The sequence below is a fragment of the Vibrio sp. 10N.261.46.A3 genome, from assembly GCF_041472995.1.
Classification (GTDB): Bacteria; Pseudomonadota; Gammaproteobacteria; order Enterobacterales; family Vibrionaceae; genus Vibrio; species Vibrio coralliirubri.
The window spans coordinates 43,535-64,262 of sequence record NZ_JBFRRH010000025.1 but is presented as its reverse complement, the minus strand read 5'-3'; the positions used below and the strand labels follow the sequence as shown (position 1 = coordinate 64,262).

Below are 20,728 nucleotides of genomic sequence, written 5' to 3'. Positions count from 1 at the left end.
AATGACGACCAAACACAGATGTTCAAAAAAACTGCAACTCCAATTTGATTATCAATTTGAGAAAACGAGCCACCTCTTAAGGGGTAACCTTCGAAAAGCAATCAGAAAGCCCTCCAAAGCTACGATTCGATCTTGGTTCGTATCTTGCTTTATTGGTTATTACCTTGGCTTGATAGCTTTAGTCATATGGATTTGAGGAGTAAGGAATGAAGAAAGTAGCATTTGTGGCGCCAACCTACCCAGTACTCAGTGAGACCTTCATTCAAACAGAAGTCGACTCTGTGAAAGCGTGTGGGCACGATGTTTGTGTCATGACGTTCAAAATTGAAAACAGTGAAAAACAGTTCGACTACGACATTGTCGAAATAGGTAAAAATGTTCGGAAGGGGAAAGTCGCCAGCATTAACTGGATAGGTTTCATCAAGGCTGTCTCATTTATTTCTAAGCAAACCAGCATGCCCAAAAAGTCACTGTTCGCTTATGGGTTTAAATTAGCGCTGCAACTCGCGGAAAATGACGTCGAACACGTTCACGCGCATTTCTGTCAGCACACCACTGCTCACGCCATCGTCGCGGCAAAACTGCTGAATATCACCTGTTCGTTCGTTGCTCATGGTCATGATGTTTACGAGTTCGCTTATGACATTGAACATAAAATATCGTCGAGTGATTTTGTGGTTGCTGTGTGTAAAGACATGCTTGCTGACTTCAACACCATGGCGAAAGGAAACATTAAACTCCTGCACTGCGGAGTTAATACCAAACAATTCCAACTCAACCCAAAAACCGAAGCGAAGCAACTTCGTTTTGTTTTCCTTGGCCGATTAGTGGAGCAAAAAGGCATCCACCATCTTATTGATGCATTGGCGCCGATTGCCGAACCTCTCGACATTCATCTCGATATCATCGGTACGGGCGATTTAGAGCAACAGTTAAAATTGCAGGTCAAAGAAAAAGGACTTGCTCGAAACGTGACCTTTCTTGGCGCGAAACCTCACGAATGGGTAAAAGAAAAACTATCGAACTATGACAGCCTAATCGCGCCCTTCTGTTTTTCCGAAACCGGATGTGTGGATACAGGGCCTCTGGTTTTAAAAGAAGCGATGGCCGTGGGAACGCCAGTCATTACCACCAACATCATGGGGTGCAAAGAGATCGTCTCACCAGAGACAGGTTTTGTGGTTAGCGAAAAAAACGTGGAAGAATTAAGAGAAGCGATTGAGCGTTTCGCGCAGCTAAGCAGCAACGATAAAGCATCGATGGGGTTAAAGGCGCGTGAGAGAGTGAAAGACAGTTTTAACTCGATAAAACAAGCTCAGCAGTTATCTCGTTGGATAGAGAACCCGGCTCAATAAGGATTAATTCAGGCAGTAAGCATCACAAGGACCGCTACGCCTCACAAGAACTACTAAGCACCATAAGAAAACGGAGCACCACAAAAACAAAAGAGCGCTACATCCATTTGAAATGTAACGCTCAACTTAGCACTGCCCAATGATGGCGACTTATGCTTTCAGTAGCTTTTCATTAAGAAGCCAAACTAGCCTGCTCGCAGTGTCAAAATAGACTCAATATCTTCGATGTCACGATATTGAGCGAGTTGTTGCTCTTTCGATGAAATAGCCACAATCGACATTCTATCGGCCAATTCATTACCTTCAATTCCAACGTGACCGTTCACATGGTAGATGGTAATTTTTGAAGCCAGTTCTTGGTAGAGCGCATACGCAGGCTTAATAATATCGAGGTTTTTGATCTCGCCGCCCGACTTAGTCCAGCCCTTTTTCTCCCAACCCGTTGCCCACTTAGTAATACAATCAATTGAGTACTTAGAATCACAATAAATCGCAACAGAGAGGCCTGCGTTTAACTTCTCTTTCGCGAGAATAAACGCTTGCTTAAGCCCATGTAGCTCGGCGGTATTGTTGGTACCAACAGGTTGATATAGGCCATACCACAATTCTGTTAATTGGTTGTTTTGGTAGACCGCTAACCCCGTCCCTGCTTCACCAGGGTTTGGTTCACACGCACCATCGGTAAAGATCTTGATATCAAAAAGCATATCTGTGATTTGCTGCTCCGAAAGAGGCGGCACCTTAGCTTTCGTCGACTTACCCGCAGAGCTTGGCTTTGTCGCAGTAGAACCTGACGCAGACGACGTTTTACCACCGAAAGCAGACTCAGCCTCGCCTAGTGTTGGAAACGATTTATATCTCGCACCAGCGAAGCCATCGACTTGAGACTTACACTCATTCCAAGTGGTAAAAATACCCGGTGTGCGACCTTTCCAAACCACATAATATTTCTTAGCCAAACTAACTCCTTACCAAAACCTAAACACACAAACCGTGAATCAGTACATTAGATGCCACCACGCTATACGTTGCAAGGTCTATCACTCTAAAACAGGTCTAAAAAAGCTGCGTTCATAACTCACGATGCAATCAACTTCGTCTGCAAATTCAAACGCTTTAATACACTCAGCATCGTTCAACGATTTAATCCGATACTCTTCATAGGCAGCCAAACTTTCAAAGGTAAACAGCGCCAAGGCAATATTGTTCGCCCCTTCCGACGGTAAGAAATAACCATTGTGTTGGCCCCCGAATTTAGCGACCAGAGGAATCCACATTTTTGCGTATGCCTCAAACTCATTTACCTTTTTAGGATCAATCATATATCGAACATAACAAGTAATCATATTTATACAGCCCTTAAATAATAGGAGAAACACAAAGCCTAAGTTGACATTGAAGTTGAAGCTCACGAGAAAAGGTAATCAACCGCGACAAGGTTATAGAACAAAAACACCGCCATGCTAACGCCGATCGTTAGTAGCACATTGCCTGTTTTCCAAATCAACAGACCTGTGACCACCGCGCCTATCAAGTATGGGTTTTCAAGGCTTGGCCAAAATGTTTGTTCAGGAGCAAATACAATTGGCCCCCAAATCGCAGTCAGCACCGCGGGGCTCGAATAGCGTAATAGGCGCCTTGCGGTTTGATTGAGTCGAAGCGGGATTGCAGGCTCAAGAAACAGATACCGACTAAAGAAAACAATCGCAGTCATGAGTAATATCTTTAACCAAATCATCTCTATTTCCCCTCCACGATTGTCTTGTTACCGTTGTTTCGCTCTTGGAACGATTCACTGAAAAAGCCCGCTAACATACCTGCAATCGCTGCAATCATTAGCCCGCCCTCAATATTGTTAACCGACATGGCAACCGAAGTGACCAATGAAACCACCACACACACTACGACGGGTAGAGTTCGGATTAATGGGAACACCAAGGCGATAAAGGTTGCTGCGACCGCGAAATCGAGCCCAATTTCATTAAGCGAAGGAATTTGGCTTCCCGCGACAATGCCAACGAAGCTCGCGATATTCCAAACGAGGTAAAAACCGCCGCCTACACCCGCAGCATACCAGCGATTAAACTCTTGCTGAGACTGCCCACTACAAATCGCGAACAGCTCATCGGTGAGCCAAAATCCGAGTAATAGACGCCAACGCGCAGGAAGATGGCTGATTTTGTCACGCATCGATACGCTATACAGAAAGTGCCTTGAGGTGATGAACAGTGTGGTCAACAACATAGTGCCTAAACCAATACCCGCTTTAAACATACCTGCAGCAACAAGTTGTGCTGAGCCAGCAAATAGAATAGCCGACATCGCTTGCGCTTGAAGTTGATTCAATCCGGCATCTATCGCATATGAGCCCGCAAGAATTCCCCAAGGGATGACCGCAATACTCAAAGGCATTCCCGCTAAAACGCCCTTCCATAACTGTGTTCGTCTATCCATTGTTTCACTATCCATATCATTCTTTTCTCTCTTCACATTTGCTATTCAATGTAAGAAGAGTGGAGTCGGTTCGATTGTACAAACTTGCTCGATTTCGCGAACGAATTAAGGTGTCCGATTTAGAGCATTTTAATGTATTGCCCCGGCGTGTAGCCATTGGCCTTTTTGAAGTGTCGATGAAAATGGCTTTGATCATGAAAGCCACATTCTTGCGCGGTATCAGAAATGGTATGCCCTTGCTTCAATAACTTACGAGAAAGCCTTAACCGAGATTGGATTTGATACGCATGTGGCGGAAGACCAAATTCTTTTTGGAAAGAACGCACTAAGTGAAACGGGCTTAATGCCGCTAACTTAGATAGCTCTTCTAGGGACACATCGGCTTGTGGAAAGTCATCTAAGAACTCTTTCACTAAGACAAGTTGGCGCTGAGTTTTCCCATCGAGTTGAGGGTTAAGCGGCGATTTTCCATGTCGACTAATCAGCTTAACCAACATCCCATACATCAAGGTCTCTCTTAACAGGCGATTGTCGGATTCATCGATCGTGTTAAAGACCAACCTCAATTGATTAGCGAGTTCAGGGTCTTCAACAACCGCTCTTGGGAAGTAAGGTGCGCCGTAATTCGGTAGGTTAAGCTCTTGAGTTATCTTGGCAAGTTGCTCTGGGAGTGGATACATGGCTCGATACGCCCAACCGCCCTCAGTAGCAGAGTGACCGCTATGAACTTCGTCGGCATTGACCAGAATAATCGCATTTTGTGGCGCAATATGATGTCCGCCCGTTCGATAGAAACGCTGAGCGCCCTGCTCGATGACTCCCAGCGTATAGCCCTCGTGGCTGTGGCGCGAGAAGTTCTGCTTTTCGTATTCAGCATTAAGAATTTCAAGGCCACCGAGCTCTTCGGTTATCTTATATTCGGCCTTTTCTTTAGAGTGTTTCTTGTTCTCCATAACAATTCCCAAGCCTGTTGATTATCGAGCGACTTATCAGTCTACTCTATAGTCTCTTTCAGCTTTTGTACAAAATTGCGCTTTTGTTTGTTAATACCGTTTTTGTCGTTGGCTTAATAACGCTTTCTAACTGGGAGGAAAGTCTTGGTCTATAACTAGTTGGCAAAAAATTGACAATAATTTAATCATACACGCCAATACTGTCTTCAAATCATCGGCAATAGACCTGATACACCATGAAAAATACGCTAATCCTTTTCTTTTTCCTGAGCCTTACAGGCTGTACGCACAATCAATCCAAAGCACTGAGCATGAACTCCTCGTCGGTTAATACATACCCACAATCGATGTCGAACCTGCAACTGTGCGACACCTTGTATTACGGGCGCTCAAGTAACCAGACACTCGCAGCAATTGGCAGTGAATTCAATCGAAGAGGATTATCCAAGAGTTGGTGCGATACCGAAACCAACAAGCTTTATCTAACAAAGACAATTGATTGGGTTGCTGACCAAGTAGAAGACAAAGAAGATTCAGACGAAGAAGCGTCTGCAGTGGTGTTGCCAGCGAATTAGGACGGGTTAGCAATGTTGTTTGCTTATTAGCCGAGCTACCTAGTCAGGACTAGCCGAACTTACTTTATTGTTAAGGCACATCATTGATATGTTGTGACACACGAACTAACTTACTGGTTTTAAAACCCATGCTCTGCGCCCGTTCAATCAGCGAGTCTAAGTCTTGTTTGGTGAACTCTGCAGTGCGATACAAGATCTGTAAGGTATTTTTGGTAGGACCCACCAACAAAGCCTGAGTGTAATCTTCATTCAAGAAAATCACCTTTCTCTGCTTCTCATAAGGGCTATTCGCTTCGACTGAAAACCACGCTTCGGTTTGAGAGCCCTTAAATGTTGCGGCTCGTTCTTTGGTCTTCCACTCATTCTTTTTCGCGTTGTAGCCTCGAGTTGTCAGCTTAAGATTACCGTCAGATTCAAATAAAAAGCTAAACGACAAAGAACCGAGCTTTGATTGCAATGGATGCGGGATATAACAAGCGGAATACCATGTACCAGCGAAGCGTTCGGCATCAAAGTCAGAGGCGGGAATTTTAGACGTGGGTTTACTGCCACGAAACGTAAACAACAGCTTAATCATTAGCATCGCTAATATTTTGTATGTCATGTCACTTACTCTTTATTCGATTGTTATTAGACCCACACCTTCGATCGCATAATCAGTCGACGAATTGGTCTGTTTTTACAAGCTTAGCCAACAAGGTCTGTAACTGCTTGGATTCGTCTTCACTCAACGCACTCTGAAACTGCTCGCTGATACTATCGACCATAGGCTCACAATATTCGGCAAGCTTCTTGCCCTCTTCCGTTAAAGAAAGAAGTTTTACCTTTTTGTTCGTTTCACTCTTGCTGGCCTCAATAAGGTTCAGCTTAATCGCGTTATCAACCAAACGCTTGGTCACAGAGCGATTTCGAAGCAAGTAATTGGTTAACTCTTGCTGAGTTATTTTGCCATGCTTATCTAACACTCGAAGCGCACCAAACATCTCTAGAGAAATGCCCGAAGTGGTGCCCATCTCAGCGGTGACTTGAGCTCGAAACTGTTTGTAAGCAAAGCCCATTAAGAACATAGGATTGCTGTCGAGTGCATCAATTCCGGTGATGGATAATGCTGGTTGATTTTCCATATATAATTCCTTGGCAGACCACTAATAATGCCAACACGATGGACATTAACTCTGCACGAAAGTAGGTATCTTGCAAACCAAGATCGGTTGCTGAAACATAGAGTTGCAATGGTAGCATAGTTCCTAACATCGCTTCAGTATGCATACCTCGCACGCCACCACGACTGCCGCTGATCCAAATTGCTATCATGGTCACCAAGCTTGTGAGTCCAATGATATACACCCAATTATAGGAGTGTTGCCCCGCTAACAAGGTGACGAAGACCAACGCCAATGCACAACCACCAACGTGGGCTTGTAAACAGTTTTTCACCACCATTTGATAGTTCATGCGTTCACTTTGCGCAGCCGCAATAATCACAGGCATCATGCAGAACGTCGCGGCAATCAAATCGACCATCATCAAAAATGCTAAACCAACGCCAAGCATGACCACATATATCACTCGCTGCTGGTACGTTACAGGAACACTTTGCATTGGCAGCGGCGGCATCGCTTTGGGCGGCTTTAAGAACAGCATCACAAATCTCACCACAACCATGGTCGTCACCATGCTCACTGCTATATCGCGAACCCAGTCCGTCATCGGCATTGGGCCATGTTGTGCAAACACAATCACCAAAAACCAATTGAGCAATGGGATGTAGATTTTCCCAAGTTTGGCAGGCGTGTCGGCCCACCTTCTTGCTAAATCAAATACCCATAAACTGATCCCCCAAACCACTGTCGGGTGTGAAGCAAATAACTGATCGACAAGCAGAGCCACACAAGCGACACCCAAGATAGGGAGAAACGCTTTGAGCATACCTCTCACTGAGTAGTCGTTAATCTTGGTCGCCGCCATTACCGGATAAAGAGCGAGGTACGCCGCAACACCTAGCTGTAGCCAAAGTTGAGCCAACATACCCAAAGACACGATAGCGCTGATCCAAGCTACTTCAGACCAGTTAATCGGGCCTCGAACTTCGTTATTCATCATCTGCCTCTTAGGTCGTAAATCGTTATTTCGTTAGTGGGTAGTCAGTTAGTCGATGATTGAAGAGCACAGTTAAACTAGGTAACGAATGCGAGCTAGCACTTCCATCCATGCACTTCCGATCACATCCCAAAACGTCGCTTCAGGCACCACCATCACGCTCACTTTAGAGCCTGAGAACAATGAGTGATCAAGTGACGGCAGCGTTACTTGTGTACGCACTTTTTGTTGGTCTCGAATCCAACGATCATCGTTCACGACTTTCGCGAGGCCGCTGTTGTCGCTGCTCGCATCATAGATAGCCAGTTCACGACCTTGAATATTTCCCTCAAACACCTCACCAGGCATTGCATCAAACACCAAACGAACGGTTGTTCCCGCAGTCAGATTTGCACTGCCCTTTTCGTTGAAGTCTGCGTTAATCCAAGCATGCTGGCGATCAACCAAAAACAAAACGGGGCTGCCAGCGCCAACATAGGTTCCTGAGTTAAGGTTGAGATTGCTGATTACGCCATCAACAGGCGCGACGATTTTCGTTTTGTCCAAATCCAATTGCGCCAGTTCAACGCGAGTTCGAGCAACGGCCAAAGCACCGTTGTCGCTGCTTTTCGCAAGCTCAGCTTTTATCTGCTCAATATCGGCTTGCGCAGCTTCGACGGCTTGCTGTCTTACAATCGTGTCCGCTCGGCTATCGTCTAGCGTTTCTTGGCTAACAAGCTTTCTCGAAATCAATTGCTGGTTACGCTTCAATTTTCTCTCGGCATTCACAGCTTCGTGTTGGCGCTGACGTAACGTCGCTTCTGCACCATGCAAGTGCTGCTTGTTTGCTTCATAGCTTTGCTCTGCTTCAACCAAAGCCGCTTCAGCCTGAGTTAACGCCAATTCAAAACGAGTTGGATCTAAGCGAACTAGCACGTCCCCTTTTTTTACATCCTGACCATTCTTAACAGCCAACTCCACCACTGGCGCCGACACTTCTGCAGCAATACGGCTGGTTGGAATGTGCAATTGAGCTTGAGTTGTGAACGGCGCAAGGTTGTCACTTGCCACCAAGAAAAGAGCAAACAAGGCACTGGTGCCAAGTGTTAGATAGAGCATCCATTGATACGCTTTATTAGCCACAATGTTTCACCTGCAACAAAATAATGCGCTCATTGTATTGATTTTTTGTTTCAGATACAACATAAATCAAAGGTGAGGATCTTAAAGATCTTGCGAGAAGTACAGCAAGCTACTGTTTATGAAAGATATAAATATAAATTTAGATAAGAAAAAGTCGTGTAATTAGTTTGGGAAGCAAGAGCTCCAGAAGTTATCTAATGCCTTTGCTCACAATGATATGCATTAACATTGATATTTTTTAACATTTGATTAACCATACTTATCCATTAAAACTATAAGGAAATAAAAATGAAGTGGATATTTGTTGTATTCGTCAGTGTTTTCTCAGTATTTACTTACGCAAAAGATTGGAAGCAAATCCGATTTACGGTGGAAGGAGCATACCCACCATTCAGCTGGACGACACAAGACGGCCAATTAGAAGGATTTGAAGTCGACTTGGCTAATGCTCTATGTATTGAGCTACAAGTAAAATGCGTTATCTCAAAAACTGACTGGGACGGGATTATCCCTTCGCTTTTAAGCAGAAAAAACGACGCAATCATTGCTGCGATGACTATCACTGAAGAGCGAGAAAAGAAAGTTAACTTCACGATGCCTTACGCTAAAGTTCCCACTCGTTTTGTCATGGCAAAAGGGCGTGAAATCAATATGGATGACGGCAGCTTAAATGAACTAACAATTGGGGTTCAGCGCGCTACCATTGGTGACAAATACCTTTCCGAGATCTACCCAAATGTAGATATCAAGCGTTATGGATCATTCGACGAAGCCTTTACCGATTTACTCAACGGGCGCCTAGATAGCGTGTTTGGTGGTTCTATGGGACTCAATGCGGGCTTTCTTGAAACGGAGCAAGGTAAGGACTACCACTTTACGGGTCCTAAATTTACAGAAGAAAAATGGTTTGGGCGCGGTATTGGTGTCGCGGTACGAAAACAAGATAATGAACTCAAAGATCTTATTGATGACGGTATCCAGCGCTTGATCGACAATGGTCAGCATCAAAAAATCGCAAGTAAGTATTTTTCATACAGCATTTACGAATAGTTTGGTATGCAGTGTGGACTAAACTAATTGCGAACTGTTGTTCACTTTAAAAAGCTTCAGATAGCAAAAAGCCGCTCATAAAGAGCGGCTTTTTTAAGGTGATGCTTGCAACATAACTCTGCATAGCTCAAACAGACAATCAATTACTTAAGATGATATTTGCAGCATAAGTTCGCATAACATTGCATCGAAAGTCTGCAAATTTGAACAACGACTAAAATTCAACGTAGTAAAATTACCACACCATAATGAGCCCTCCGAGAGGCATAGTGAGCATGCGTGTAACAAACTTTTGGACAGAATCTTGTTAGATTGATTGCTCTAGAACAGAACTTACAGATTAGAAAATGTATCATAAGACCTTAATGACTGATCGAGCCTAACATATCAAAACGGATAAAGCTCGCTGAGTCAATTTAATGAAAATACCCCTATCAATTCGTTGAAATAGAGGTCTCCTTTGTAGGTACCCGCAATCTACTATCTGGTCTTTCGAGCCAAAATACATGGATAATCAAAGGCGTCAATGATCTCAGGATTTACTCTGTAACAACGAGTAGTCAACTTGTGGTTTTTACCCTTGGTGTCAATACTGTTTTTGGTATCTTCCTCGTAGTTGAATCAAAACCAGAGCTGTACCATTCTCATCCCCACGTGTGAGAATTGATGTTAAGTACACCTCCCATTAGATATTTATTTCATTCCCATTATTTAAGCCATTGATTACCGGATTTTCCCATCACTCTTATGTATACGGTGGCGCAAAATGGTAAGCGTGGTTAACCCCTATGTAGATAATTAACTCCGTTGTTGACCCTTACAAACGGTACCAAAGTCGAAATCGCCTGGAAGAAATGACCAAACATTAGAAACATCACAACGATGTTAAGGATCACAGACAATGAAGAAGTTAATCGCACTACTAGCACTTACATTTTCAGGATTAACGTTTGCACACGGTGGAGCTCTTAACGCTGACGGTTGTCACAATGAGTATGCGACGGGCGGATACCATTGTCACAGCGGCGAACGTAATTACGGAGGTTCATCTTCTGGCGGCGGTTTGAGTGTTGAAGAATACAACATGGTTAATGAAATGTTTCTTACAGAACAGGATTATCATGGCTGGACTGTCAACGCTGATGTCGCAAGCAACTTGCTGGTGATTCGCAAGATTGGTGTTGAAATAAGACTCTACCGCACAAGTTGGGAAGGTTATGTTTGGGTGACTGATGACAAACGTTGTAATACATCACTTATCGAGGTTAGGGATTTGTCAGGTTTCACTTGCCATGATGTTGACGTTGACCTAACTGGTTCAAGCGACGCTCTAAACCGTGCGGAAAAACTTTTTAGTTTACGTTCAAAGTAATTATCTACTTACATAGGTTGAATAACCATGAAAAAACCACAACTAGTAACGGCACTAATGACAACGATATCTCTCACCGCTTCCGCAACCAGCTTTTCAGAAATTGAACTGGCCGGTTACACGCAGGGATATTGTGCACAGCTAATCAGTCTAGAAAGGGTCGGAAATCAAAAACTAGTTAAAGCCTATTGGAAAGAAGTCATCGCAATGAACGACTCACAGCAGCAGTTTAAGCGCAAGTTCAAATATAGCTCAACCGAGCGTGAGGTTTTCAACAAAGCAATGTTTCAGGCGTTTGATGATATTGAGGCTGGTGCTCAAGCCTACACACTCGGTCAGTGTATGGACTACGCCGCAAGTTTGCCGACCTATGATGCAAACATGGACGTTGAAAAGGATATGGCCGAAACAAAAGCAAGGCTTGAGAAAGAACTTGCGGAACTTAGAGCGGCTGCTAAATAATGAAAAACAACAATGTCGTCCTGAAGGGGTATCCATACCATGGAAGTTTTGTCACTCCTGTGTAAGTCGTTACTAGATACACACTCAAGAATTAGAAAATGTAATCCAAACTCGTCTCGTCCTTGCGTTAGAGACACAGTCCATTAAACGATAAAGGGCAGAAGTATTTTAGGATAATTGTGCAACAAGCTGTTGCACAATTGGAGCAGGTGGGAGCTTTTGCAGAATCAGCAACAACTGAACTTTTTCATCGCTCAGTCAAATATTGCAAATTTGACAACAATTCAACTGCGAGGAGTTCTTATGAGTTGGAAAGCAACTGAGAAGGATTTCTTCCTAGTAGCCAGCACGAAATGGGGCAAAAGCTTGTAGTAATAAAGGTCACGAAAACACTCCATGCTCTAAACGGCCGATCAAATTGAGTACAGCCTTGGTGTCTTCGGCTGTCGAAAGCATATCAATTGGTCGTTTGTTGCCAAGCCCTCGAGCTGGGTGCTTAAGCCAGTGATTAGCAGCTGCGTCACTCCCAAACAGTGCTAACGTAGCCTGAAATACTTTATCAAAATTCTTTTTGGCTTCTTTATTCACCTTAAACTCCACCTAAATTTATGTGATAAGTCTTATACACCATACCTAAATTAGGAAAAGTTGGTCAAATAATGATTAGCTAACTTATAGATAGTAATTAGCTCAACAAAAATGGGGCAGAGACGAGTCAGCACAATAGTGCCAACAAAGCTCTTCACGGTTTTCACCCTGAATAGAGTTTACTAAGCTCGCCCGAAAGCTTTTAAGAAGTTCTTGGAGTGTTGGTGAAATCTTATATGCTCGGGGTGATTAACCTTCCTCTTTCCCTTAAAAGGCGGCGCAATATATCCCCAATTTGAACATCTTGAGAAATATATTACATAATCAATCTGTGTATTCTGCCATTGGTCAGTAACAACGGTGTTTTCATCAAAGCACTCTACCGATTTCACTTGAATTCGATAGAACTTATTCCCATCAGAAACCAGTACATCAGTCTTCATTCCATGATCGATCATCGGCATAAAGACTTCCCAACCGTCTTGTAATAGCCAACTAGCCAATAATGTTTCGTAGGAGATACTTTTGTAGTGTTTCTTTGCTTCAGAGGAAGTATGGAGTGTTTTTACAGGCATAGTAATATCCTAATTACATGCTGAGTGTCTTTTTAGCACAAGACAGCCAGCGAAGCCTCCCTTTGGGGAGAGCTTCAATTAGGATTCACGATGGCTCTATTGAGGTCTCATCAACTAGCAATGGGAGCTGCCCCTAGTCTTCTACCGTTTGGTTACCTTGACTATTAATACTAGCGTTCACGTATCGTGAGTGAATCAGTCGTGTTCATATAAAGATAAACAAAGTTCAGAATTTCGTCAATTCTAATGCTGGTGAAAAAGCGTCATTAGACAGACAAGTTAAAAGATCCCAACTATCTTTATAACAGTCAGAAAGTTGGGATTCCAACCATGTTAAAAACACTCATTACTTTGATTAGGAAGTGGATTACAAAAGCTACTCCCCATCCAAAAGAGCCTGCGATACAGCCAATCAAAACTAATATTGAAACCCTGCATGCTCAGGCACCTAAAACATTGTCCGAAGAATATCTCGATGAAAAAGATAAAGTGAGACACCGACTGGAACGCTGGGCTTTGCATCAAGACCAAATCAATAGTCGTATCCTTAATGCTTATTTAACCCTAGAGCGTAAAGGCCACTCTCCTATAACTATCACGATGCTTCAGAACCAACTTCTAGACATGAAAACTTTCCTACCCAACTTCAATCAAATGAAAAGTATCGCCCCACACAATCATGCGAAAGTATTTGATGTTAGGGGTGAAATTGTGCGCATTTGGAGTGTTGTTGAAGTTCATGTACGAGAGTATGAAAACAAGATCTTTCACTAGAAAACAGGACAGGTTAAAAAGGTTCAAGTATGAAAACTCCGACTACGGTAGCCAACCTAGAAAAACTCGGGCGCGTGCGCCTATCTCCTTCCTTTTTTATGAGGGACTTTCTTCACTCTGAAATAGCACAAATTGAGCAGCTAACCAATGTTCCGGATTACCCTGACATAGCTATAGAATCGGGTAGAAACCTTTGCCAGAAGATACTAGAACCAATAAGCAATAAATTTGGCAGGATCAGTATTCGATCTGGCTATCGTTCACCACTAGTTAATAACATAGGAAATGAAAAGAAGTATAATTGCGCATCAAATGATAAAAACTATGGTGGTCATATTTGGGATTACAAGGATAAAGATGGCCTATTAGGGGCTACAGCTTGTATCGTAGTGAATTCTTTTATTCCTTATTATGACGAAACAGGCCACTGGCAAGCACTGGCGTGGTGGATTCATGACAATATTCCTGATTACTCTGACATCTGTTTTTTTCCTACTTTTGCCGCATTCAATATCACCTGGCGCGAATCCGAACCACGCAAAGTAATACGCAGCTATATTCCTGAAGGCAAAGGGGTTCTAACAAAGCCTTCTTATGACAATCACCACGGCTCCCACCATCAGGAATACGCAGCATTCATTCACAGCCTTGTGCCAAACTAACCCCACAAGACAAAAAACCATCAAGCCTAAACTTGATGGTTTTGATTATTAACTGCTTGTTCAGCAGGAAGGTTGCTTTCTTCCTGGCCTATTCTTAGCTGCCTATTCGGCAGGACACGCGTCATTACATGCGACAGTGTATACCGTTATTTCTTAGCTGCCTATACGGCAGGACACTGTAGAATATAGCCTCTAACCATCTGATTCTGCGTGCTTAAAGTCACAATTCATCAAAATACCCTTTTTCTTCCTAATCCTGTAAGTACTTGTTTTTATTTCTCTAAAAAACAGCTTTAAAAAAAGGGTCTAAAACGTAACTCAGGTACCGTCCCTTTTCTTTCTTGATTGGTGGCTAAACCATAACTATTAAAGTTTGCTGCAACGCGATCACCGACAAGCTCCTTTTGTACAAACAAAATATAATCTTCCTCTGATGAACCGCTGGAGATTGGTATTCGATGAAAACTATCGATGACACGATCTTCATTAGTGGCTGGTAACGATGGTTCAACACCAGATAGCTCGGCCCTCGCCATGCTACGTTTTATTCGTCGCTTCTTGGAACCCAAAAAGTTTTTCCCGATCGTTTGGTTACGCACAAACCTAACCTCAGCCCCAGTGTCTGGCACCTCACAAACACTAGAAATCTCAAATAAACCTTCATTTACCATCAACGAAAAATAGGGCTGAAAAGAGAGTCCAACCATCATCTCTTTATCTTCGGCAACAAAAGCTATGGTTTGACCAACTGTAGATTCGTTCCAGTCCGGAAAACTCACGCCAACCCTATTCATTGCTTGTCGGTTATTGACCATAAACAAGTGCATTTGGGAGATACAACGCCCTGCTAACAGCTCATAGTCGGCTTGTGCAGGTATGTAACGTATTAAGAAATAGTAACGCTTAGTCATATCTATCCCTTACTTCGCTTTGGAACAATTGAATAGGCCACCTTTAATCAAGACAGACATAATAAAATGCACGTCATTTGGGATGGTCTGAGAAGCGGTCATTGTCTCAATCCAATTCTCTGTATTTCTGACTAATTGGTAAAAGTCATTTCCATGGGAAACATGACGCCTTGCTATAACGTATTCTCGGTCTGCCCCGTATTCATTCACTCTTAATGGCTTATCTGCATCTTCATGCCACCAATCGTCAATCGATTGCAACGCTGCACCAACTTTTTGACCATGAAAAACAACTGTTTCCTTTCCGTTTAATAGTTCGACAGTAGCTAACTGCTTAGTAGGAACACCATCTTCTCGGCTATCTAAAAACTTTTGGCTTGGGTAAACCTCATCTCCCCAACCAACTCCAATTTTAGCTTTGACATCCATATAGAAATATTCGGTCGGATCGGAAAGGGCTCGCATCAAATAGGCTGTGAGCTTTTCTAGGCATTCTGCTGAAGTCTCATCCCAATGACCATACCAAGAAAGCCTTGTTGCGTTTTCTATAATCAAGGTTTGCGAATCACTGGTGGTCACTTCTATCGACAATTGTCGACACTCTCTATTTCTCCAAAGCCAACTGCCAAGTAGTATATTCTTCGCGTATCGATGAGCGAGCTCTTGATACCCATTTAGCTCTTTATAAGTATTAGCCAGTAACGAAAGTTTACTGCGCACTTCATTGTCACTACAGATATCTGGGGTTAGAGAATTTGCTCGAATTCGAAGGGGGAATGCGCAGTAGATATCATCTACACCCGGCTTTATGTAACACTCTTCGATGAACTGAGGATTGGAGTAAGCTAAATCTTGTGGAGCAACATTCTTTTTTACAAACTTGCCACCTTTATATGCTTCTGCATAACCCCCTTTTGGTGCGCGCAACCTAGTTCTATCTATTTCAAGGGGACACATCTCACCACTTTTAGATAGATAGTAGAAATATGCTTTGCCAGCAGAGAGTGATCGAACGTAGTTCAGCTGAGTGCAAAGTTCCATAAACGATTAATCCGTATAGTTTTTTATAAGAATAGTTTCGCTACTGCATTCTATCGACCAAAAGGCATGATTTAAAAAGTGATCTCTTCCACTAAAACGTACTTCTATCGGATTAATTTTCTTAGCAAACCCTATCGTATTCTCTGCATAAGCGTGACAACTGGTGATTGAGTTGCCCCGTTTAGTTGGACGCTCTAACAAATGGTAGCCGATGGAAATTGGCAAATTATCAGCGTCTTTAGTGATTAAACGTTCTAGCTCATCAAAATCACTTGGCTGGTTTTCACTTGGATATAACCATCTCCCGTATGCTGGTAACCCTTTTATGACATGGAAAAGCTCACTCCTGCTGGTAAACGTCTTGAGCCACTCAACCTGCGTCGATAGCTGTGGTTGGTATAATGCCCCTCCGGCGAAAGCGACAGGAAGTGCCGTTTTAAGCGCTGACTTAAAATCTGAAATGCGACTATCACTATGCACTCTGATAACTAAGTCTATTTCTAGGTCTGCCAATCGTTCACTACGAATAGTTGGTCGCTTCGCGTTAGAAACCGTTCGCGCTTTAGCGACTGAATTGGGTTCGGTAAGCTTCGCTGTCGGTTGAACCTTCTCGCTTCGAACATAAAAAGAAAAACTCGAAAACTCAAATGGGGAATCACAATTAACTAGCTTATTAAACTCTCTTTGATAATGGTGCATGAACCCCCAAATAGCCGTCAAAGAAGGAGCACCGCATAGATATGGGCTACTCATTGCGACCGCATCTTGCACTCTCATTGATGACAAATAGAGATACTGCTCACCCGTTACCTTATCTTCATTGCCATTTGGCTTACTAAGTTGTTCAAGTACCCATACGATTTGGGCTTTGGCGACCTGCATTAGCTTAGGATGATAGGCAAACTTCGCGGCATACTTGTTATTCTGAAACGTGAGATGCAAGCGACGGTTAAACTCACTAGCTAAGAAGCCTAGGTTCGATTCTGGTAGCGCCAAAAATGCTTGAGCTAAAGTGTCATCATGTTCCAATTGCTGTTGATTGGAGTCAGCATCAACGATATCTCTTAACTCAATTAATGGCAGCATCCACAAGGCTATCTGCTTTCGCAATATCTTACTTCTAACCTTACGAGCGCTCTCCCTTTGCTTCTGTGTTTTTGATGGTTCTGACCCAATTAAGTGGTTTAACACCTGACAAATTCTAGCGTTAGTTACCTGATAGTCATCAAAGTAGTGACCACTCTTTTTGCGACTTTCAGTTAACGTCCCACCCCGCACTGGTTTGACGTCTAGCGGGTAGTTTAGGACTTTCATATGCCCAGCTAAACTGCCACACAGGCTCCCGATACTTGCCGAGTTTGGCAGCGATGAAGACACAAAGCTGAGCTTACTTTCTCGACTTCTCGATCTCACTTCTAACTCACTTTGGATGGCATGACTGACCACTGGGGTCACCGAAACATAATCATCTCCCCATGGAAACCGTAGTTGCTTGCTGTAAGTGCTGACACTGTCAGGAAAACTATTTTCAGGAAGTTGTTCTTCAATTGTATGTTTTAAGCGAGCAAGTGAATTAGCACCTAAACCAAATTCTTTGAGCAGCTCAACCCAAACGGGGGTTTCTTGCTGAACAAGTGAAAGAATACATACGGACTGTGATTGCCAACTAAAAGGATTCAATAACCACAATGTGTGACGATACACCGCAGAGTTATGCGCCCACCCCAAACGTTGCTCTAATACTGAGCTTGAGATAAACGCCTCGGTTGTAGCAAGAGGCTGTGCAATTATCCGCTGATCTTTAACTCGGCAGTCTGGAAACTTGAGATTATGAGTATGGAACCATTTGATTTCACCAAGGGACGCCTCTAGGTTCTCAGCCGCTTTTAAATGCCTTTTAGCGCGGGCAACATCCAACCAATCCAAGCATCTATCTGATTGATGGCTTGAACTGAGATTGAGCAAGATCGTTAGCGCTTCTTTTTCACACCCATCAACACAGACATCTTCCGTATAGGGCATGAACATCTTCTTTAAAGCAGACTGCTTTACTGCTTCGTCTTCAATTGTTAATAAGTCACTTAATTTCGTCATAATTACCACTCAGGTAGATACACACTTAAACCATCACTTTCAGAGCTCATTCGAGTCAACTTTGTTTCGATGACACTTCTTAAAGTAAACGCCGATTCATGACTCGCTATCTTTGTATGCATTCGCGGCCTGATCGCGGCTTTAATCTCACCAAACTCATACAGCCGATACACTTCATCCGTTGTACAAGAGAGCAATGTGGAAGCTTCTAAGGGGCTGAGCAGTACATCACCGATATTTCCTTTAGCGCTTGAAGGCACTGTTGCCACTAGCTTTGTAAAGTAAGCTAACACCTGAGTAAGTACGATATTGTGACTCAGCTGCCGACTGGGTAACTGACGGCAATCTTTAAGCAGAGCACCAAAGGCTTCATTGAAAAATACCTTCTTCCAATCTTTTACTCGAACGAGTTCTGCCTTCTCTTTCAAAGCATCGAAGTCTTGCCACAATGAGGTTGGCCAAGAGCCGCAGTATTCGATGAATGACTCAAAACTGAGGTTATCGATATCGCCATAACGATTTACATACCAAAGTAAAAAACCATAGCGCTCAGATAACGTCATTTCTCCCTTTAGTAATCCCAAGGGTTTTGAATCATTCCCTGACAACCATTGAGCAACTAATACCTCAACCTCTGGCGCATCTTCGACTGGCGAGTTTCGGAGTTCAAAACCACATACACATTGGCTAATACTCTCGGTACTTTGATATTCAAGTCTCGACTTACACTCAGGGCAGTGATGAATCAGCTTACAGCTATGATGTTCACAAGCTTGGTGAGAGATAAATTGCCACTGCTGGCGAATGTAGGGGGCTTCGTCAATACACAGAGGGCAAATAGGCGTGAAGCGTTTGCGAAGAAAAGCATAAGGGTAGTCAACACCAAATCTATGAACAGCTTTGTATCGCGGAGAGAATTGAGCTTTTGAATGCGATAGCGCTAAGCGCAGTACACCAAAGTTATTGAGCTTTAGTTGGTTCTCAAGATGAATAAGAACCCGCACCCGCATTTGGCTTGTGGTTTGAGCGTGGTAGATATTAACTCGGTTGAGCTCTAAGGGGAAAGCACCAGCCATCGCTTCATGCTGATCCATGGTGTCGAACCAAATATCTTCGGCGAAATGAGAGAATCGCTCGTAACCTTGCTCTTGCGATAAACGCAACAAGAAGCTTTCGAGCGATTCGTCAGGGTAAAGTTGAATGTCCGTGTTCACATGTCACCACTAAAACTTAGAATATCTAAGCTTTAGTGTGAGCCCAATTCCCTGAAAAGCAAATCTGGTTATGTGAATTTGTTAAGTGGTTGCGAACTTTAGTCAAAATCATCCAAAGAACCAACCACTTGGCCTTCTTCTACCGCTCCTAATCCATACTTACCGACAATAACATCACACTTCATTTCTATGGAGATCGTCATCGTTCTTCCAGGTATCCCACTTTCTATTCGATGCTCTCCACTAGCTGAAGCGATAATCTTTGCAGAAAAACCCTCATCAAAGGTGGAACTATCAACATGTATGTCGTCTATATCTTCAAAGATCGTATCGGATTCAGCAATAGCACCTGAAGTTCCTTCATCATTCAAGAGACCATAAGGGTTATTCTCTATTACCTCTCTACTATATTCTTCCAGTCGTTCACTAGTAACTAGCTCAAAGGGCTCATCTTCGAAGAGGTTCTGTAGGTGATCAAAAATTAGGTCAGCTGATAAGTCTTCATTTTCTGAGTCTTCATCTATAACAATTAATTCCAGTCTTTTCGCAAGCCCATCATCGTAATAAACATAATTAACTCTTTCTAACGAATCATTATTAAACTTTTCATCTGCCAAGACTTCTTCAAAATTCTCATATCCGAACAACGCTGCAACAATTTCGCCTGACGCTTTCAAAGAAAGTTGAACATTATCTTGTCCAAGGCTTTCCTCTATTTTTAGCATAAGAAAATAAGCCGATGGGAAGCGATGTGATGCTAGTGTAGCTCTTGCTTTAGCACTGTTACTTTCAAACCTTACTCGTTCTAATTCTGCTTGTTTAGTCTTTTTATCTAGTTCCAACCCCATCGCTTTAGCATTACTTTGAGCTTCTTTGGTTTTAGCCTCTTGTTCTTTTTCTTGGCTCAATGCTTCATTAGCTTTGGCTTCAAAACGTACCGTTCGTTGTTTTATATGATCGAGTATTTCATTTCTTTTATCGATATCTTGCTGAACAAGTTGTTCCAGAAATTGTTTATCTGGGTCAGCCCTAAGTCTGGCTTTACTCAAACTTTCTTGTTGATCAACTTTATCTTCTTCAATCTCGACCGCTTGTTGATGTAGCTTATCATTAACCGATTTTTGTATCCTTTTCACGCACAGTGACAACCAAGGGAAAGCAAACAAGTAAAATAAGGTCACTAAAAAAGGAAATACAAAAAGGCTATTCCACCCTAAGATCGATGTCCTTGAAAGGTAGATGTAAAAAGCACCAACTCTCTCAGTAGCATTACCTTCTCCCCAAAAAAGAAGAGCAACATAGTTCCAATTACATACAAACCAAGAAAATATGAATGTTCCTATAAATGGGTCACTCACTCTTGTTTTTGCCGTTCCTGCTATGGAGGAACAAAAATCTTCGATTAACTTCATCATTTCTATAAAGC

Annotated in this window: 23 protein-coding genes; 7 read left to right on the top strand and 16 right to left on the bottom strand. The window is 42.9% G+C overall.

Going from position 1 to position 20,728, the window contains the following annotated elements; genetic code table 11:
- Positions 1-206 precede the first annotated feature (206 nt).
- Positions 207-1,355, top strand: a complete 1,149-nt coding sequence (locus AB4484_RS06515) for a glycosyltransferase family 4 protein (protein ID WP_050634766.1) — start codon at positions 207-209, stop codon at positions 1,353-1,355.
- A gap of 185 nt (positions 1,356-1,540) precedes the next feature.
- On the opposite strand, the gene AB4484_RS06510 is transcribed toward AB4484_RS06515, so the two are convergent.
- The 5 genes from AB4484_RS06510 to AB4484_RS06490 all read right to left on the bottom strand — a co-directional run bounded on the left by AB4484_RS06510 (position 1,541) and on the right by AB4484_RS06490 (position 4,762).
- Positions 1,541-2,314, bottom strand: a complete 774-nt coding sequence (locus tag AB4484_RS06510; protein WP_372077132.1) for a viroplasmin family protein — start codon at positions 2,312-2,314, stop codon at positions 1,541-1,543.
- A gap of 81 nt (positions 2,315-2,395) precedes the next feature.
- On the bottom strand, positions 2,396-2,701 hold the full coding sequence (locus tag AB4484_RS06505; RefSeq protein WP_372077131.1) for an NIPSNAP family protein: 306 nt from the start codon (positions 2,699-2,701) through the stop codon (positions 2,396-2,398).
- A gap of 62 nt (positions 2,702-2,763) precedes the next feature.
- Complete coding sequence (locus AB4484_RS06500) at positions 2,764-3,093, bottom strand: AzlD domain-containing protein (protein ID WP_372077129.1); 330 nt, start codon at positions 3,091-3,093, stop codon at positions 2,764-2,766.
- Between the two features lie 2 nt (positions 3,094-3,095).
- On the bottom strand, positions 3,096-3,824 hold the full coding sequence (locus AB4484_RS06495) for an AzlC family ABC transporter permease (RefSeq protein ID WP_372077127.1): 729 nt from the start codon (positions 3,822-3,824) through the stop codon (positions 3,096-3,098).
- 104 nt (positions 3,825-3,928) lie between these two features.
- Complete coding sequence (locus AB4484_RS06490; protein WP_050650324.1) at positions 3,929-4,762, bottom strand: AraC family transcriptional regulator; 834 nt, start codon at positions 4,760-4,762, stop codon at positions 3,929-3,931.
- A 236-nt stretch (positions 4,763-4,998) separates the two neighbouring features.
- Between AB4484_RS06490 and AB4484_RS06485 the strand changes: the two genes are divergently transcribed.
- Positions 4,999-5,337: a hypothetical protein gene (locus AB4484_RS06485; RefSeq protein ID WP_050650325.1), complete on the top strand. Its 339-nt coding sequence runs from the start codon at positions 4,999-5,001 to the stop codon at positions 5,335-5,337.
- A gap of 70 nt (positions 5,338-5,407) precedes the next feature.
- Here the strand turns inward: AB4484_RS06485 and AB4484_RS06480 are convergent, their stop codons facing one another.
- The 4 genes from AB4484_RS06480 to AB4484_RS06465 all read right to left on the bottom strand — a co-directional run bounded on the left by AB4484_RS06480 (position 5,408) and on the right by AB4484_RS06465 (position 8,559).
- The gene (locus AB4484_RS06480; RefSeq protein WP_372077126.1) at positions 5,408-5,941 is read right to left on the bottom strand and encodes a lipocalin family protein; all 534 of its coding nucleotides are present in this window, start codon (positions 5,939-5,941) and stop codon (positions 5,408-5,410) included.
- A gap of 52 nt (positions 5,942-5,993) precedes the next feature.
- Positions 5,994-6,461 carry a MarR family winged helix-turn-helix transcriptional regulator gene (locus AB4484_RS06475; protein WP_017062227.1) on the bottom strand — a complete coding sequence of 156 codons (468 nt, stop codon included), beginning with the start codon at positions 6,459-6,461 and terminating at the stop codon, positions 5,994-5,996.
- The gene (locus AB4484_RS06470) at positions 6,424-7,440 is read right to left on the bottom strand and encodes a DUF2955 domain-containing protein (protein WP_372077125.1); all 1,017 of its coding nucleotides are present in this window, start codon (positions 7,438-7,440) and stop codon (positions 6,424-6,426) included. The genes AB4484_RS06475 and AB4484_RS06470 overlap by 38 nt, the downstream gene beginning before the upstream one ends.
- A 69-nt stretch (positions 7,441-7,509) precedes the next feature.
- Positions 7,510-8,559, bottom strand: a complete 1,050-nt coding sequence (locus AB4484_RS06465; RefSeq protein WP_372077123.1) for an HlyD family secretion protein — start codon at positions 8,557-8,559, stop codon at positions 7,510-7,512.
- Between the two features lie 288 nt (positions 8,560-8,847).
- On the opposite strand from AB4484_RS06465, the gene AB4484_RS06460 reads away from it, so the two are divergent.
- The 3 genes from AB4484_RS06460 to AB4484_RS06450 all read left to right on the top strand — a co-directional run bounded on the left by AB4484_RS06460 (position 8,848) and on the right by AB4484_RS06450 (position 11,443).
- Positions 8,848-9,609, top strand: a complete 762-nt coding sequence (locus AB4484_RS06460; RefSeq protein ID WP_372077121.1) for a transporter substrate-binding domain-containing protein — start codon at positions 8,848-8,850, stop codon at positions 9,607-9,609.
- Between the two features lie 901 nt (positions 9,610-10,510).
- On the top strand, positions 10,511-10,981 hold the full coding sequence (locus AB4484_RS06455; RefSeq protein WP_372077120.1) for a YHYH domain-containing protein: 471 nt from the start codon (positions 10,511-10,513) through the stop codon (positions 10,979-10,981).
- 27 nt (positions 10,982-11,008) lie between these two features.
- Complete coding sequence (locus AB4484_RS06450) at positions 11,009-11,443, top strand: hypothetical protein (protein ID WP_372077118.1); 435 nt, start codon at positions 11,009-11,011, stop codon at positions 11,441-11,443.
- Positions 11,444-11,824: 381 nt separating this feature from the next.
- Here the strand turns inward: AB4484_RS06450 and AB4484_RS06445 are convergent, their stop codons facing one another.
- Both AB4484_RS06445 and AB4484_RS06440 read right to left on the bottom strand, forming a co-directional pair.
- Positions 11,825-12,031, bottom strand: coding sequence for an antitoxin Xre/MbcA/ParS toxin-binding domain-containing protein (locus AB4484_RS06445; RefSeq protein WP_060468117.1), 207 nt, complete (start codon positions 12,029-12,031; stop codon positions 11,825-11,827).
- Positions 12,032-12,213: 182 nt separating this feature from the next.
- A complete protein-coding gene (locus AB4484_RS06440; protein ID WP_060468118.1) occupies positions 12,214-12,606 on the bottom strand; it encodes a hypothetical protein in 393 nt (130 codons plus the stop codon).
- A gap of 330 nt (positions 12,607-12,936) precedes the next feature.
- On the opposite strand from AB4484_RS06440, the gene AB4484_RS06435 reads away from it, so the two are divergent.
- Positions 12,937-13,380 (top strand): hypothetical protein, encoded by a 444-nt coding sequence (locus AB4484_RS06435; protein ID WP_372077115.1) that lies wholly within the window; start codon positions 12,937-12,939, stop codon positions 13,378-13,380.
- Between the two features lie 29 nt (positions 13,381-13,409).
- Entirely contained in the window at positions 13,410-14,042 is a 633-nt protein-coding gene (locus tag AB4484_RS06430; RefSeq protein ID WP_372077114.1) for a peptidase M15, read from the top strand.
- A 293-nt stretch (positions 14,043-14,335) separates the two neighbouring features.
- Here AB4484_RS06430 and cas6f read toward each other — a convergent pair whose 3' ends face one another.
- The 5 genes from cas6f to AB4484_RS06405 all read right to left on the bottom strand — a co-directional run bounded on the left by cas6f (position 14,336) and on the right by AB4484_RS06405 (position 20,717).
- Positions 14,336-14,953, bottom strand: coding sequence for a type I-F CRISPR-associated endoribonuclease Cas6/Csy4 (gene cas6f / locus AB4484_RS06425; protein ID WP_372077111.1), 618 nt, complete (start codon positions 14,951-14,953; stop codon positions 14,336-14,338).
- Between the two features lie 9 nt (positions 14,954-14,962).
- Positions 14,963-15,994 carry a type I-F CRISPR-associated protein Csy3 gene (csy3, locus tag AB4484_RS06420; protein ID WP_371977925.1) on the bottom strand — a complete coding sequence of 344 codons (1,032 nt, stop codon included), beginning with the start codon at positions 15,992-15,994 and terminating at the stop codon, positions 14,963-14,965.
- Positions 15,995-16,000: 6 nt separating this feature from the next.
- A complete protein-coding gene (locus AB4484_RS06415) occupies positions 16,001-18,088 on the bottom strand; it encodes a type I-F CRISPR-associated protein Csy2 (protein WP_372077109.1) in 2,088 nt (695 codons plus the stop codon).
- A 2-nt stretch (positions 18,089-18,090) separates the two neighbouring features.
- Complete coding sequence (locus AB4484_RS06410; RefSeq protein WP_372077107.1) at positions 18,091-19,302, bottom strand: TniQ family protein; 1,212 nt, start codon at positions 19,300-19,302, stop codon at positions 18,091-18,093.
- A gap of 98 nt (positions 19,303-19,400) precedes the next feature.
- A complete protein-coding gene (locus AB4484_RS06405) occupies positions 19,401-20,717 on the bottom strand; it encodes a cell envelope integrity protein TolA (protein WP_372077105.1) in 1,317 nt (438 codons plus the stop codon).
- Between the last annotated feature and the right edge of the window lie 11 nt (positions 20,718-20,728).

Bases quoted from the DNA above. Each gene is read 5' to 3' on its own strand.
- AB4484_RS06515 (WP_050634766.1), top strand. From the start codon at position 207: ATGAAGAAAGTAGCATTTGTGGCGCCAACCTACCCAGTACTCAGTGAG.
- AB4484_RS06470 (WP_372077125.1), bottom strand. From the start codon at position 7,440: ATGATGAATAACGAAGTTCGAGGCCCGATTAACTGGTCTGAAGTAGCT.
- AB4484_RS06435 (WP_372077115.1), top strand. From the start codon at position 12,937: ATGTTAAAAACACTCATTACTTTGATTAGGAAGTGGATTACAAAAGCT.
- AB4484_RS06455 (WP_372077120.1), top strand. From the start codon at position 10,511: ATGAAGAAGTTAATCGCACTACTAGCACTTACATTTTCAGGATTAACG.
- AB4484_RS06495 (WP_372077127.1), bottom strand. From the start codon at position 3,824: ATGGATAGTGAAACAATGGATAGACGAACACAGTTATGGAAGGGCGTT.
- AB4484_RS06405 (WP_372077105.1), bottom strand. From the start codon at position 20,717: ATGATGAAGTTAATCGAAGATTTTTGTTCCTCCATAGCAGGAACGGCA.
- AB4484_RS06450 (WP_372077118.1), top strand. From the start codon at position 11,009: ATGAAAAAACCACAACTAGTAACGGCACTAATGACAACGATATCTCTC.
- AB4484_RS06500 (WP_372077129.1), bottom strand. From the start codon at position 3,093: ATGATTTGGTTAAAGATATTACTCATGACTGCGATTGTTTTCTTTAGT.
- AB4484_RS06480 (WP_372077126.1), bottom strand. From the start codon at position 5,941: ATGACATACAAAATATTAGCGATGCTAATGATTAAGCTGTTGTTTACG.
- AB4484_RS06440 (WP_060468118.1), bottom strand. From the start codon at position 12,606: ATGCCTGTAAAAACACTCCATACTTCCTCTGAAGCAAAGAAACACTAC.
- AB4484_RS06415 (WP_372077109.1), bottom strand. From the start codon at position 18,088: ATGACGAAATTAAGTGACTTATTAACAATTGAAGACGAAGCAGTAAAG.
- cas6f (WP_372077111.1), bottom strand. From the start codon at position 14,953: ATGACTAAGCGTTACTATTTCTTAATACGTTACATACCTGCACAAGCC.
- csy3 (WP_371977925.1), bottom strand. From the start codon at position 15,994: ATGGAACTTTGCACTCAGCTGAACTACGTTCGATCACTCTCTGCTGGC.
- AB4484_RS06475 (WP_017062227.1), bottom strand. From the start codon at position 6,461: ATGGAAAATCAACCAGCATTATCCATCACCGGAATTGATGCACTCGAC.
- AB4484_RS06505 (WP_372077131.1), bottom strand. From the start codon at position 2,701: ATGATTACTTGTTATGTTCGATATATGATTGATCCTAAAAAGGTAAAT.
- AB4484_RS06430 (WP_372077114.1), top strand. From the start codon at position 13,410: ATGAAAACTCCGACTACGGTAGCCAACCTAGAAAAACTCGGGCGCGTG.
- AB4484_RS06485 (WP_050650325.1), top strand. From the start codon at position 4,999: ATGAAAAATACGCTAATCCTTTTCTTTTTCCTGAGCCTTACAGGCTGT.
- AB4484_RS06490 (WP_050650324.1), bottom strand. From the start codon at position 4,762: ATGGAGAACAAGAAACACTCTAAAGAAAAGGCCGAATATAAGATAACC.
- AB4484_RS06460 (WP_372077121.1), top strand. From the start codon at position 8,848: ATGAAGTGGATATTTGTTGTATTCGTCAGTGTTTTCTCAGTATTTACT.